General features: G+C 43.6%; 13 protein-coding genes and 1 pseudogene. 10 read left to right on the top strand and 4 right to left on the bottom strand.

Annotated elements, in window-relative coordinates:
• Positions 1 to 26: 26 nt before the first annotated feature.
• Positions 27 to 956, bottom strand: a complete 930-nt coding sequence (gene cysK / locus NSQ76_RS14485) for a cysteine synthase A (RefSeq protein ID WP_445661669.1) — start codon at positions 954 to 956, stop codon at positions 27 to 29.
• 94 nt (positions 957 to 1,050) lie between these two features.
• Here cysK and thpR point away from each other — a divergent pair, with 94 nt between their 5' ends.
• The 4 genes from thpR (at position 1,051) to NSQ76_RS14465 (ending at position 4,626) form a co-directional block, all read left to right on the top strand.
• Positions 1,051 to 1,602, top strand: coding sequence for an RNA 2',3'-cyclic phosphodiesterase (gene thpR, locus NSQ76_RS14480; protein WP_341054501.1), 552 nt, complete (start codon positions 1,051 to 1,053; stop codon positions 1,600 to 1,602).
• Positions 1,603 to 1,627: 25 nt separating this feature from the next.
• On the top strand, positions 1,628 to 2,563 hold the full coding sequence (locus NSQ76_RS14475) for a hypothetical protein (protein ID WP_341054498.1): 936 nt from the start codon (positions 1,628 to 1,630) through the stop codon (positions 2,561 to 2,563).
• A 48-nt stretch (positions 2,564 to 2,611) separates the two neighbouring features.
• Positions 2,612 to 3,541, top strand: coding sequence for a YegS/Rv2252/BmrU family lipid kinase (locus NSQ76_RS14470; protein WP_024426188.1), 930 nt, complete (start codon positions 2,612 to 2,614; stop codon positions 3,539 to 3,541).
• Positions 3,542 to 3,825: 284 nt separating this feature from the next.
• Positions 3,826 to 4,626, top strand: a complete 801-nt coding sequence (locus NSQ76_RS14465) for a phosphotransferase family protein (RefSeq protein WP_341054495.1) — start codon at positions 3,826 to 3,828, stop codon at positions 4,624 to 4,626.
• On the opposite strand, the gene NSQ76_RS14460 is transcribed toward NSQ76_RS14465, so the two are convergent.
• On the bottom strand, positions 4,623 to 4,898 hold the full coding sequence (locus NSQ76_RS14460) for a YtzH-like family protein (protein WP_024424867.1): 276 nt from the start codon (positions 4,896 to 4,898) through the stop codon (positions 4,623 to 4,625). The genes NSQ76_RS14465 and NSQ76_RS14460 overlap by 4 nt on opposite strands.
• A gap of 188 nt (positions 4,899 to 5,086) precedes the next feature.
• On the opposite strand from NSQ76_RS14460, the gene trmB reads away from it, so the two are divergent.
• The 3 genes from trmB (at position 5,087) to NSQ76_RS14445 (ending at position 8,465) form a co-directional block, all read left to right on the top strand.
• Positions 5,087 to 5,728, top strand: coding sequence for a tRNA (guanosine(46)-N7)-methyltransferase TrmB (trmB, locus tag NSQ76_RS14455; RefSeq protein ID WP_024424866.1), 642 nt, complete (start codon positions 5,087 to 5,089; stop codon positions 5,726 to 5,728).
• Positions 5,729 to 5,844: 116 nt separating this feature from the next.
• Positions 5,845 to 6,693 (top strand): YtnP family quorum-quenching lactonase, encoded by an 849-nt coding sequence (locus NSQ76_RS14450; protein ID WP_268478600.1) that lies wholly within the window; start codon positions 5,845 to 5,847, stop codon positions 6,691 to 6,693.
• A gap of 74 nt (positions 6,694 to 6,767) precedes the next feature.
• Entirely contained in the window at positions 6,768 to 8,465 is a 1,698-nt protein-coding gene (locus tag NSQ76_RS14445; protein WP_341054490.1) for an NAD-dependent malic enzyme, read from the top strand.
• A 41-nt stretch (positions 8,466 to 8,506) separates the two neighbouring features.
• Here NSQ76_RS14445 and NSQ76_RS14440 read toward each other — a convergent pair whose 3' ends face one another.
• On the bottom strand, positions 8,507 to 8,821 hold the full coding sequence (locus NSQ76_RS14440) for a PepSY domain-containing protein (RefSeq protein ID WP_003217759.1): 315 nt from the start codon (positions 8,819 to 8,821) through the stop codon (positions 8,507 to 8,509).
• A 199-nt stretch (positions 8,822 to 9,020) separates the two neighbouring features.
• On the opposite strand from NSQ76_RS14440, the gene NSQ76_RS14435 reads away from it, so the two are divergent.
• A complete protein-coding gene (locus NSQ76_RS14435) occupies positions 9,021 to 10,094 on the top strand; it encodes a M42 family metallopeptidase (RefSeq protein ID WP_024424863.1) in 1,074 nt (357 codons plus the stop codon).
• A 248-nt stretch (positions 10,095 to 10,342) separates the two neighbouring features.
• Here the strand turns inward: NSQ76_RS14435 and NSQ76_RS14430 are convergent.
• Positions 10,343 to 10,779: pseudogene (locus NSQ76_RS14430) on the bottom strand (YtoQ family protein).
• A gap of 200 nt (positions 10,780 to 10,979) precedes the next feature.
• Between NSQ76_RS14430 and NSQ76_RS14425 the strand changes: the two are divergent.
• A complete protein-coding gene (locus tag NSQ76_RS14425; protein ID WP_024426181.1) occupies positions 10,980 to 12,008 on the top strand; it encodes a PTS transporter subunit IIC in 1,029 nt (342 codons plus the stop codon).
• Positions 11,995 to 12,315: a thioredoxin family protein gene (locus NSQ76_RS14420; RefSeq protein ID WP_024424860.1), complete on the top strand. Its 321-nt coding sequence runs from the start codon at positions 11,995 to 11,997 to the stop codon at positions 12,313 to 12,315. Before NSQ76_RS14425 ends, NSQ76_RS14420 begins: the two co-directional genes overlap by 14 nt.
• Positions 12,316 to 12,319: the final 4 nt, after the last annotated feature.

Here is a 12,319-nt window from a genome sequence, read left to right as displayed (position 1 = left end):
CAGGGATTCATCGCCCTGTTCCTTTTTTAATCTTGAAAAACATCACTTGATAAGTATCGTTCGCCCGTATCTGCTGTCATACAGATCACAATTTGATCTGCCGGCAATTGCTTGGCTGTTTCAATGGCTGCATAGCAAGCCGCCCCAGAGGATGGGCCTACTAAAATTCCTTCAAGCTTAGCGAGCTGCCGTGTGATGTGATAAGCATCTTCGTCACTTACTTGCACGATGTCATCATAGATGTGCTCGTTTAAAATATGGGGGATAAATCCTGGGCTTGTGCCAACAAGTTTATGCTTCCCAGGCTTCCCGCCAGATAAGACAGGGGAACCCTTAGGCTCTGCCACACGGATGGTTAAATGAGGGAATGCCTTTTTTAATTCCTCTCCAGTTCCTGTAATAGTACCGCCAGTTCCAGCTGTTGCGACAAAGGCTCCAAGGGGCTGTCCAAGTTGTTTCACAGCTTCCATAATTTCGACTGCTGTTGTGCCTCTATGTGCATCTGGGTTCGCTCTATTGTCAAACTGCATGGGAATAAAGCTATGAGGAATTTGAGCAGCCAGTTCCTCAGCCTTGCGGATGCAGCCTGGCATTTTTTCTTCTCCTGGGGTTAAGACGACCTGCGCCCCGTATGCCTTCAAAATATTGATTCTTTCCTTTGTCATCGTATCAGGCATGACAAGGATGGCTTTGTAGCCTCTTGCGGCGGCATTCATGGCTAAACCAATCCCTGTATTCCCGCTCGTAGGCTCAATAATGGTTGCTTCTTTTGTGAGTTTCCCTTGTTTTTCTGCTTCAATGATCATATTGTAAGCCGCGCGGTCTTTTACACTTCCGCTAGGATTAAATGATTCCAGCTTTAAGTAAACAGCCGCCGCATTTTCTGGCTGGAGCCGCTGTAATTTGACAAGCGGTGTATCGCCAATCAGCTCAGCTATATTTTGTGCAACTTTCATCAGATGACACCCTTTCTTCTCATTCCGCATTTCTTTAGTTATACTATCATCAATGGGGATTCGTAAAGTTTGTTAAAAAAGGACAGGTGATATTGTGTCAGAAAACCGTCATTATTTTATAGGGATTCACATCCCTGAACAACTTGCGCATCAAATCAAACAAGACATTGATCAAAGGAGCGGACTGTTCTTTCAAAAATGGACAGTACCACATGATTATCATGTGACCCTTATCTTTTTAGGCGCCATTCCAGAAGAGCGTTTAAAAAAGATCATCCACCTGCTTGACATCCTTTCAAATGAAGCGTCTGCATTTCCACTAGAGCTGAATGAGGTAGGGCAGTTTGGTGCGAAGGAACGCCCAAGAGTCTTTTTTGCAAAGCCTCAGGAAAGTGAGCCGCTCATGCATTTAAGAGAAAAGGTGAAAGAAGCCGTCTTGTCAGCAGGACACCCTGTTGAAAAGAGACCATTTCATCCGCATATGACGATTGCGCGCAAATGGAATGCGGATGACCCTTATAAAAAGCAAGCACCTTTACGCAAAGAGCCATATGTGATGGAGGTTTCTCGTATCACTTTATTTGAAATACGTCCGAAGGAAACCCTTCGTTATCACGCAATCAGACAATTTACACTACATAAATGATTCTAGAAGTTGGAGTGAGCAGCAGATGGCGCAAATTATCAAAATTCAAGATTATATATCACGATATGAACAAGACCCGCATCACTATATCAATCAATTCAATCGGTTGAAAAAACAAAGATGGGACGAGTTAAAAAAGGCTTCAAAAGAGGAGGTGCAGCAACCGTTAGATCAAATTCCTCAACAAGCGCCAGAACAAGAGGAAGAAAAGAGAAAGAAATTCTCCTTAAAGAGAAAGCAAAAAGAAGCCGATATGAAAAAGGAACGGGACCTGAGTCTTTTTAACGAGCCGACAGATATAGAGCAAGGGGTTTTCAGAAACGTTCCTACCGATGAAACGAAGCTGATTCACTTTTTTAAGGATCATCTCTTTGAAGTGCAATTAAAATGGGCGAGTTCGACGATTTCACATATTTCAACCGTTTCCCATCATATTCGGTATGATGAAAAGCTGCGGATGCTTGCAAGGCAGCTTCCGGATTCTTATTTTGTGATGTACAAGCCGGTGCTGCTCATTCAAAAAGCTGAGATGGAATTATGTCCGATACTCATCACGCCGCTCGAAGTGATCTGTTTATCCTTCTTAGAGGCCGAGCCAGACAGCGTCTATATTGGAACGAAGGAACGTTTTTGGGAAAAACGGGCGACTGGGAAAGCTGTTCAGTCCGTCTTGAATCCTTGTGCAAGCCTTTTGCGCTCTGGCACCGTCGTGTCAAAGATCTTACAGCAGAGTGGTGTAGACCTTCCTGTGAAAAAAATCCTCATCAGCCGAACCTCTTATATTGATTTACCTGAAGTTCCATATGGGATGGAGGTTATCGATAAGAAGAAGGCAGAAGAGTGGTTTGAAAAGCAGCGGAAAAATACGGCGCCGACAAAGCATCAGCAATTTAAGGCGACAAAGGCATTGCTTGCTTATGGTGAATCAGACAGCAAAAGAAGACAGGAATGGCTCGATTAAAGGCATGATGGAAGGTCACGAAAAATGAGACCTGAGTGGAGCTAATATATGAATGAATGGTACTTTATCGTTAATCCAGAAGCAGGACATGGAAAAGGACTCCGCACATGGAGGAGCATAGAGAAAGAATTACAAAAGGTGGAGGTCTCTTATCGATCATTTCTCACCCAGCATGAAGGCCATGCCGAAGTTTTGGCAAGACAAATCAGTGCCATGCAGGATGACAGGCTGAAGCGCTTGATTGTTATTGGCGGTGACGGCACCATTCATGAAGTACTGAATGGCTTAAAGGAAGTCGATCATGTGCAGCTTAGTTTTGTCCCTGCTGGTCATTGGAATGATGCTGCGAAGGGTCTCGGTATCCATCGTCATGATGTCCTAAAAGAAGTGAGAAAGCAAAAGAGAATGCTCACCAAAACATTTTCTCTCGGCTCCTTTCAAGATCATGCCGAAAGTCCGCAATCTGTTCTCTTTCTCAATCATATCGGTGTGGGGTTTGACGCACATGTACTGAGGAAAACGGTGCATTTTAGAGGGAAAAAGTGGCTGAAACGGCTGGGGCTTGGCTTTATCATCTATCCTCTGTCATTTCTCCATTCTTTATGGTCGTTTAAGCCCTTTGATCTTGCGCTATTTATTGAAAATGAGAAGAAAGTCTTTCGCCAAGTGTGGTTTGTGATCGTATGTAATCACCCGTATTATGGGGGAGGGCTGGAAGCAGCGCCGGAAGTGAGTGCAAGGCAGCCAGGTTTTCAAACGATGGTTGTCACAGATTTGAATCCATTCAAAGTCCTCTTGTTTCTAAGTGCAATGGTGTTTCGAAAGCACCTTGGGATGAAGGGGGTTACCCTGTTTCAGCATGAGGAAGCGTACTTAGAAGCAGATGAAAAAATCTTATTTCACGCAGATGGAGAAGTGATCGGCGCAACGCCTGTCTTTGTAAAGGCCAGTGAACGATCCTTAAAATTACGTGCTTAAATAACTTGCGGTATATCCGCAGGCAAAGAACCGTGAAAAAAGCCTTCTTTTTCGTAAGGTTCTTGTCCTGATTTTTTAGTTTTGCTTGACGAGTATAAGAAGGTAACGATAAAATCTATAGGACGGCTATTGTTTAGCATCTCATTCTCAATAGCTGTCCTTTTTGTTTTTATGATCATATAAATAAAAAAAGAAACAGCCAATTGATCCTCAATCGGCTGAATTTTGTCGACTAAAAAAGCAAGATTTAAAATATTTTAAGAAATGATGGGTTGAAAATTGATATGAACTGGTTGGGACAAATATTAGGTAGCGAATGGCACATCTCTCCGGCTGGAGGCGCTACGGGAGATGCGTACTTCGCAACACACAATGACCAAAAGCTATTTTTAAAACGCAATACGTCACCGTTTCTTGCGGTTTTGTCAGCTGAAGGCATTGTGCCGAAGCTTGTCTGGACAAAACGGATGGAAAATGGAGATGTGATTACTGCACAGCACTGGCTGAGCGGCAGAGAGCTGAAGCCAAAGGACATGAATGATCGTCCTGTAGCAGAGCAGCTAAGAAAAATTCATACATCAAAAGAATTGCTCGATATGCTGAAACGATTAGAGAAGCACTCTCTAGACCCAGAATCCATTCTGATGCATCTGAAACAGTCCATATTAAACGAGCAACTTGATTCACAAGACATTTCGCGTGCCATCCAGTATTTAGAGAAGCATGTGGAGGCTGTCCATTTTGAGGACAAGGTCGTCTGTCATTGCGATCTCAATCATAATAATTGGCTGCTGACAGATGAAAACCAGCTCTATTTGATCGATTGGGATGGGGCGATGATTGCAGACCCAGCGATTGATCTTGGACCGCTTTTATACCATTATGTTGAGGAAGAGAACTGGGAAAGCTGGCTCTCTATGTACGGCGCCCCGCTGACGGACAATTTGCGAAAGCGCATGGCGTGGTACGTGCTCGCTGAAACCGTATCGTTTGTCGTTTGGCATAAACGAAAAGGGAATGAAAAAGCGCAAAAAGAAGTGCAAGCGGAGCTAAATGCACTCTTAAAACGGTTAAACATCCATTAAGACAGTGGAATGTTCTCGACCCACTCAGACAGATGTGATTGATGCTCCTCAATATGTGCATCAATTGAACTGACAGAGGTGCCCTTTTGGCTGTAATCATAAATATCTGTTAACAGCTGACGAATGTCAGCATCCAGATCTTCTTTTGCCAGCATTAATTGAATCACGCGTCCCACCTGTTCATATTCTGCAACAGTCCCGCAGCAATCCAGCTGGTGATCGGTTAAAATATCTTTAATTAATTGAAGCTGATGTTGACGGTTTAAACCCATACAAATGCTCCTTTCCTGCGTGTCATTTATGAGGTTAAACTGTGCATTCAGCGCCCAATTTATACATGCGGCAGACCAGCTCAAGCGAAGGGCTGGTCTTTTTATATGGACATAGAAGATGCTGTCTTGCGGGTCTTTATGTTTCATGGTATCTTGATAAAATGTAAAGAAAATAGAGGTGTATCAAATTGAGAATGCGACATAAACCATGGGCTGATGATTACTTAGCTGAGAATGCTCATATTGCTTTAGCAAGTCCCGAGCAATATAAAGGGAAATGGCATGAGCTGTTTGGAAATGATCATCCAATCCATATCGAAGTTGGGACAGGAAAAGGGAGCTTTATTGCCGGAATGGGCAAGCTTCATCCTGATATCAACTATATTGGCATTGAATTATTTAAAAGTGTCATTGTGACAGCAGTAGATAAAATCAAAGAGACAGATGTTGAAAATGTAAAGCTTTTGAACATCAATGCTGAGACGCTGACAGATGTGTTTGCGGAAAATGAGATTGACCGGGTATATTTGAATTTCTCTGATCCGTGGCCAAAAGCAAGACACGAAAAGCGCAGATTGACGTTTAAAACCTTTTTAGAGCGATATGAACATATTCTCCGTCCAGGCGGTGAGTTACATTTCAAAACAGATAACCGCGGGTTATTTGAATATTCCTTAAAAAGTTTTTCTGCATATGGTCTTCTTTTAACGTATGTCAGCCTAGATTTACATGAGGACGGCTTAGAAGGAAACGTGATGACTGAATATGAAGAGAAATTCTCGTCTATGGGACAACCGATCTATCGATCAGAAGTCAAATTCCCAGAATAACAAGTGACATCAAGCTGGCTGCAAAGAAAAATGGCAGCCAGCTTTTTTTATGAAAAGATTGGTGCATGCGATTTTTGGCTGTATTTGCTACGATAGAAAAAGGAGGGATGACAGCAATGGAGACAATGAAAATAGGTGAAATGGAACTGTTTTGGTTAAATGGGGGAGATACGCACATGGACGGCGGAGCGATGTTCGGTGTCGTGCCAAAGCCATTATGGTCAAAAAAATACCCGGTAAATGACCGAAATCAAATTGAATTACGATGTGATCCAATTCTTATTCGGTGGAACGGTCTTCATCTGTTAGTGGATTCCGGCATCGGATCAGGGAAGCTGACAGATAAACAAAAACGCAATTACGGCGTCACAGAGGAAACCAAATTGGAAGAATCTCTAGCGGCGCTTGGCTTGCGTCCATCAGATATTGATTACGTATTGATGACACATCTGCACTTTGATCATGCCAGCGGATTAACAAAACGTGAGGACGATAAGCTCGTCTCTGTTTTTCAGCAGGCAAAAATCATCACATCGAAAATCGAATGGGATGAAATGAGAGCGCCGAACATTCGCTCAAGAAATACATATTGGAAAGAAAACTGGGAGCCTGTAGCAGACCAAGTGGTCACATTTGAAGAAAGCATCGAAGTGACAGAAGGCATCGAGCTGCATCATACAGGCGGACACAGCAATGGTCATAGCATTTTAACGCTCACAAGTGAAGGTGAAACAGCGATTCATTTAGCTGATATCATGCCAACACATGCTCATAAAAATCCACTTTGGGTTTTGGCATATGATGATTACCCAATGACCTCGATTCCAGCCAAGCAAAAGTGGCAGGCATTTGCAGAAGAAAAAAATGCGTGGTACTTGTTTTATCATGATGCCATTTATCGTGCTGTAAAATGGGACGAAGACGGGCAGATCACACACGAAATCAAAAGAGAAACAGGAAGATAAAAGATCATCTGTATGTTTTTTTCGCCTTTCACACAAAATAACGACAAAATGAACTTGTGAAAGGAAGAGTGCAGGTGAACCAATTTTATCGTGTACATGGTGATGTGATCGAAACACCATTAAGAGGGATGGAAGTCATGTCAGTCCCTTATTTAAATAAAGGGGTTGCATTTACAAAGGAAGAGCGGGAGGAGCTCGGGTTAAAGGGATTTCTTCCGCCTAAGGTCTTAACCTTAGAGGATCAGGCAAAGCGTGCATATGAGCAGTTCAAGGCACAGCCGGATGATCTAGGGAAAAATGTGTATTTAACATCACTTCATGATAGAAATGAAGTGCTTTTTTACAAATTACTTAATGAGCACTTGGCGGAAATGCTTCCGATTGTCTACACGCCGACTGTAGGAACGGCTATTCAGCGTTATAGCCATGAGTATCGAAAGCCAAGAGGGCTCTATTTATCGATTGATGATCTGGAAGGCATGGAGGAGATTTTTGCCTCTTATGGTGTCGATGAATCAATCGACTTAATCGTTGCAACTGATGCAGAAGGCATTTTAGGTATTGGAGACTGGGGCGTTGGCGGGATTGCCATTTCAGTTGGGAAACTTGCTGTTTATACAGCTGCAGCAGGCATTGATCCCAGCCGCGTGCTGGCAGTAGTGCTTGATGCCGGAACGAACCAGGAAAGTCTATTGAATGATCCGCTTTATGTTGGAAATCAGCACTCCCGCGTTCGAGGAGAGCGCTATGATCAGTTCATTGATCAATATGTCGAGCTTGCCCGCGCTACTTTCCCAAACGCCCTCCTTCACTGGGAAGACTTTGGGACAAAGAATGCCCGTGCGATATTGGAAAAATATAAGGATCGTATTTGTACATTTAACGATGACATTCAAGGGACTGGCGCCGTTTCACTTGCTGCAGTGCTAGCATGTGCAAAAGCTTCGAAAGTTCCGCTGAAAAATCACCGTATTGTTATTTTTGGAGCGGGTACGGCAGGTATTGGCATAGCCGAGCAAATCCGTGATGCGATCGTCAGAGACGGAGTCAAAGAAGAGGAGTCCTACGATCATTTCTGGTGTATTGATAAAACGGGGCTGCTCACAGATGATTCACCTGACATTCAGCCATTTCAAAAGCCGTATGCAAGACGTTCTGACGAAGTAAAGGATTATGCCCGTAATGGTCCAAAGCATTCGATTGATCTATTAGAGGTCGTCAAGCAGGCGAAACCAACGATCTTAATTGGCACCTCGACTGTCGGAGGCGCTTTTACAGAGGAAATTGTAAAAGAAATGGCGTCACACGTGGAGCGCCCTGCGATTTTACCGATGTCGAATCCGACCCCTCTTTCAGAAGCAAAGCCGCAAGATCTGATCGAGTGGACTGAAGGACGTGCCCTTGTGACAACGGGAAGTCCATTTGATCCTGTCGAGTATGGCGGTGTCACATATGAAATTGGACAAGCGAATAATGCCCTTGTCTTCCCAGGACTTGGTCTAGGCACAATTGTGTCAAAAGCCAGGTTGATGACAGACAGTATGTTTGTTGCGAGTGCTGAAGCCATTGCAAGCATGGTCAATGTTGGGAAGCCGGGTGCAGCGATGCTGCCAAGTGTCGATCAGCTTCGAACCGTTTCAGCGACAGTGGCCGTCCGTGTGGCGCAGGCAGCAATTGATGAAGGAATAGCAGAAGAAACGCCTGATGATCTTATTCAGGCTGTGCAGGACGCGATGTGGCATCCTGTGTACAAAAAAATCAAAGCCATATAAAAAAAGCTTCGCAAGGACACGTCTTTGCGAAGCTTTCTTGATCAAGCAACAGAATCAATGACATCCACGATCATGCCAGTTTTGGCATCAATCATCACTTCATACTGTTCAAGCTCGCCAAAGGCAGAGCGGGTGATGCCAGATTTGTACACATCAATCGTTTCACCATTTACGGTATACGGTTCTGGTACAGTATAAATCCAAGAGCCATCAATAGGGCCGCGCTGTTTAAAAGCAGATTTCACAATTTTTAATGCTTTTTCAGATGAGATATACGTAGGGAAAAATACTTTCTTTGCAACAATTGCAGCGGCTACGCCAATACTCGCACCAATCAGAACATGTTTTAACTTCAACGTGCTGCACCTCCGTATTGCTGTTTTTTCCATTATACAAAACTTGTCCATTGATGTTAAGGAATCCGAATACTTGAAAGCATATTCAAAATTTCTGGAGAGATACTTGGAAAACCGAAAGAATTCTTATAGTATAAAGTGAGTGTTATTTTTATAGGAATATATATGGTCATTACATAGAAACGAGGTAAACTGTAGAATGAACGAAGAAACATTGTCGCTTTTCCGAAATTTAACAGAATTACAGGGAACTCCAGGAAATGAGCACCATGTGCGTGCTTTTATGAAAAAGGAACTTGAGAAATATTCTGATGAACTCATTCAAGACCGTCTTGGCGGAGTGTTTGGCGTACGCAAGGGGCAGGAAAACGCACCGAAAATTATGGTAGCGGGTCATATGGATGAAGTCGGATTCATGGTCTCATCGATTACGAAAAACGGGATGATTCGTTTTCAAACACTTGGCGGCTGGTGGAGTCAAGTCATGCTGGCGCAGCGTGTGGACGTCCATACCGATCACGGGCCAATTCCTGGTGTCGTCTCTAGTACACCTCCTCACCTTCTGACGCCAGAACAAAAAAGCAAACCTGTGAAGCCGTCAGATATGCTCATTGATATTGGTGCAGACAGTGAAGAAGAGGCAAAAGAGCTTGGCGTTCGTCCAGGACAGCAAATCGTTCCTGCAACGGTTTTTACGCCAATGGCGAATCCAAAAAAGATTTTAGCGAAGGCTTGGGATAACCGCTATGGCTGCGGCCTTGCAATTGAATTATTAAAAGAATTAAAAGACGAAACACTTTCATGTCAGCTGTACTCAGGAGCAACTGTTCAAGAGGAAGTTGGGCTTAGAGGGGCTGAGGTAGCTGCGAATATGATTCAGCCAGATCTTTTCTTCGCTTTAGATGCGAGTCCTGCAAACGATGTGACAGGTGACAAAACACAGTTCGGCCAGCTTGGAAAAGGTGCACTTCTGCGTATTTTTGATCGGACAATGATTACGCACCGCGGAATGAGAGACTTTGTGCTTGATACTGCTGAGACAAACAACATTCCATATCAATATTTCGTATCACCGGGTGGTACGGACGCTGGACGTGTTCATATTTCAAACCAAGGTGTGCCTTCTGCCGTCATTGGGGTTTGCGCACGCTACATTCATACAAGTCATTCTGTTTTGCATGTGGATGATTACGCAGCGGCTAAAGAGTTAATTGTCCGCCTTGTCAAAAATTGTGATCAAAGTACAGTGGATTCTATTTATCAACAAGTATAAATAGAATAGAAAAAGGCTGCTTCTTCAATGAGAGCAGCTTCAGCGCGTAGACAAACCCTCGCATTCTTTGTCAGTCCTGTGCGCTGGTGCTCACGAATGTTCAATTCGCTCCGCGCCAGTGCTCGTCCTTCCTAGACTGCAAAGGTTTTCTATCACGCTGAAAAGAAGACAAAGGGCTAAAATAAACATCATTTTAGCCCTTTGTCAACAATCTGAGGCTGCTTCTTCAATGAGAGCAGCCTTTTTTCTTATTGCTGTTCAAACACATAAGATAACGCCTTGATCGCTTGGTTTACGGTTTCCACAGTGATATTTGCTTTGTTTGAGAGTTCCTTTAACGGATGGTGCAGCTCTTTTGGACGGATTAAAATAAGAGGTTTCCCTTTTGCAATCGCAGCAGATGCATCCATGGCTGTGTTCCACTGTTTATATTTCTCACCAAAGCGTGCAATGACGACATCTGCTTTATTTCAGTACGAAAATTGTTCAAATCAGAAGCTGCATCATCTTTGAAAATGGCATTCGGCTGCTCACCTAAAATATCCTCACCGATATTATCTGAGCGGTCATGCTTCTCCATTGGACCGACAAATGTCACTGGCAGCTTCAAAGATTGGCTTTTCTCCTTGATTTCATCACGCCACTGGCTATGAATTTCTCCAGCTAAATAGACAGTTAATTGCATAACGATCTCCTCCTTTTGTACAAACTTAGTAAAGGTTTGTCCTGTTTCTTTTCATGTTACACAAGAAGTGCTTGATAAAGCAAAAAAAATATGATTATGATATTCATGGTAGAGACTATTTTTCATCGTAAGAATACTACATATAATGGGAAGGACAGGCCTCTTCGTCTTTCCTATGAGAAAGCAGGAAGACGACGTTGATGACTTATTTGAAAAGAAAGGGGATCTCCCTTTCGCCAAAGGTGTATTTCATTGATGCACTTTCTTATATGGCTTTAGGTCTATTTGCTACATTAGTGGTAGGTCTGATTTTAAAAACAGCAGGCGGTCTGTTATCACTTTCTCTCATTGTGAAAATGGGTACGCTTGCTATGGGTCTGATGGGACCGGCAATTGGCGTAGCAGTTGCTTATCGATTAAATGCTTCTCCATTAATCATTTTTGCAAGTGTTGTCTCAGGTGCCGCTGGAGCAGAGCTTGGGGGGCCTGCTGGAAGCTTTGCCGCAGCATTAATTGGTGTGGAACTCGGCAAGCTAGTCAGTGGTGAGACAAGAATTGATATTATTTTAACGCCGCTTGTCACCATTATCACTGGCTTTTTCACCGCTGCTTTCATCGGACCTGGGATTGAAGCCATGATGACAGGGCTCGGCAGGCTCATCATGTGGGGGACAGACCAAAGCCCGCTGATCATGGGCATGCTAGTAGCGACCATTGTTGGACTTGCCCTCAGTTCTCCAATCTCAAGTGCTGCACTTGCGCTTATGCTTGACTTAAGCGGAACAGCTGCTGGTGCTGCAACGATTGGCTGCTGTGCTCAAATGGTTGGCTTTGCTGCTGCAGGCTTTAGAGAAAATCGCTTTGGCGGTCTTGCGGCTGTCGGCATTGGAACGTCAAAATTGCAGCTTTCGAACATTGTGAAAAATCCCCTCATTCTGATTCCGCCGACGATTGCTGGTCTGATTCTCGCGCCAATTGGTATTATTGGCTTTGGGATGGTCAATAATGCGGCAGGAGCGGGAATGGGAACGAGCGGCCTTGTTGGACAGCTCATGACCCTGACCGTCATGGGGTTTCATCCATCTGTATTTTTGGCGATAGCTCTCTTGCATATCGTTGGCCCGGCAGTGATTAGTTTGGTAGTATCAGAATGGATGAGAAAGAAAGGCTATATACAATTCGGAGATTTAACCATACAAACTGGAGGAATGAAACATGAAAAAAATTGAATCAAACGAAGAATTACAAAAAGTGATTCAAGAAGACTTAACGGTATTGCTATTTTCAGCTGACTGGTGCCCGGACTGCACATTTATTGAGCCATTCTTGCCAGAGCTTGAAGCAAACTACCCAGAATTTGAGTACTTCTATGTTGATAGAGACAAGTTCATTGATACTTGCGCAGAGTGGGAAATTTACGGCATTCCAAGCTTTTTAGTCTTTAAAAACGGACAAGAGATTAACCGCTTTGTCAGCAAAGATCGTAAGACAAAGGAAGAGATTGAAGCATTTTTAACAGATTCTCTTTCTAAATAACGAA

The sequence above is a fragment of the Bacillus sp. FSL M8-0256 genome (assembly GCF_038005765.1).
In the GTDB taxonomy this organism is placed as follows: Bacteria; Bacillota; Bacilli; order Bacillales; family Bacillaceae; genus Bacillus; species Bacillus safensis.
Note: the sequence above shows the minus strand (reverse complement) of the source record. Positions and strands in the feature narration are given on the sequence as shown.

What these genes read in the sequence shown, in the direction of transcription:
- NSQ76_RS14475 (WP_341054498.1), top strand. Translation starts at nt 1,628, where the DNA reads ATGGCGCAAATTATCAAAATTCAAGATTATATATCACGATATGAACAA.
- NSQ76_RS14460 (WP_024424867.1), bottom strand. Translation starts at nt 4,898, where the DNA reads ATGGGTTTAAACCGTCAACATCAGCTTCAATTAATTAAAGATATTTTA.
- NSQ76_RS14425 (WP_024426181.1), top strand. Translation starts at nt 10,980, where the DNA reads ATGACTTATTTGAAAAGAAAGGGGATCTCCCTTTCGCCAAAGGTGTAT.
- NSQ76_RS14465 (WP_341054495.1), top strand. Translation starts at nt 3,826, where the DNA reads ATGAACTGGTTGGGACAAATATTAGGTAGCGAATGGCACATCTCTCCG.
- NSQ76_RS14470 (WP_024426188.1), top strand. Translation starts at nt 2,612, where the DNA reads ATGAATGAATGGTACTTTATCGTTAATCCAGAAGCAGGACATGGAAAA.
- NSQ76_RS14420 (WP_024424860.1), top strand. Translation starts at nt 11,995, where the DNA reads ATGAAAAAAATTGAATCAAACGAAGAATTACAAAAAGTGATTCAAGAA.
- NSQ76_RS14450 (WP_268478600.1), top strand. Translation starts at nt 5,845, where the DNA reads ATGGAGACAATGAAAATAGGTGAAATGGAACTGTTTTGGTTAAATGGG.
- cysK (WP_445661669.1), bottom strand. Translation starts at nt 956, where the DNA reads ATGAAAGTTGCACAAAATATAGCTGAGCTGATTGGCGATACACCGCTT.
- NSQ76_RS14435 (WP_024424863.1), top strand. Translation starts at nt 9,021, where the DNA reads ATGAACGAAGAAACATTGTCGCTTTTCCGAAATTTAACAGAATTACAG.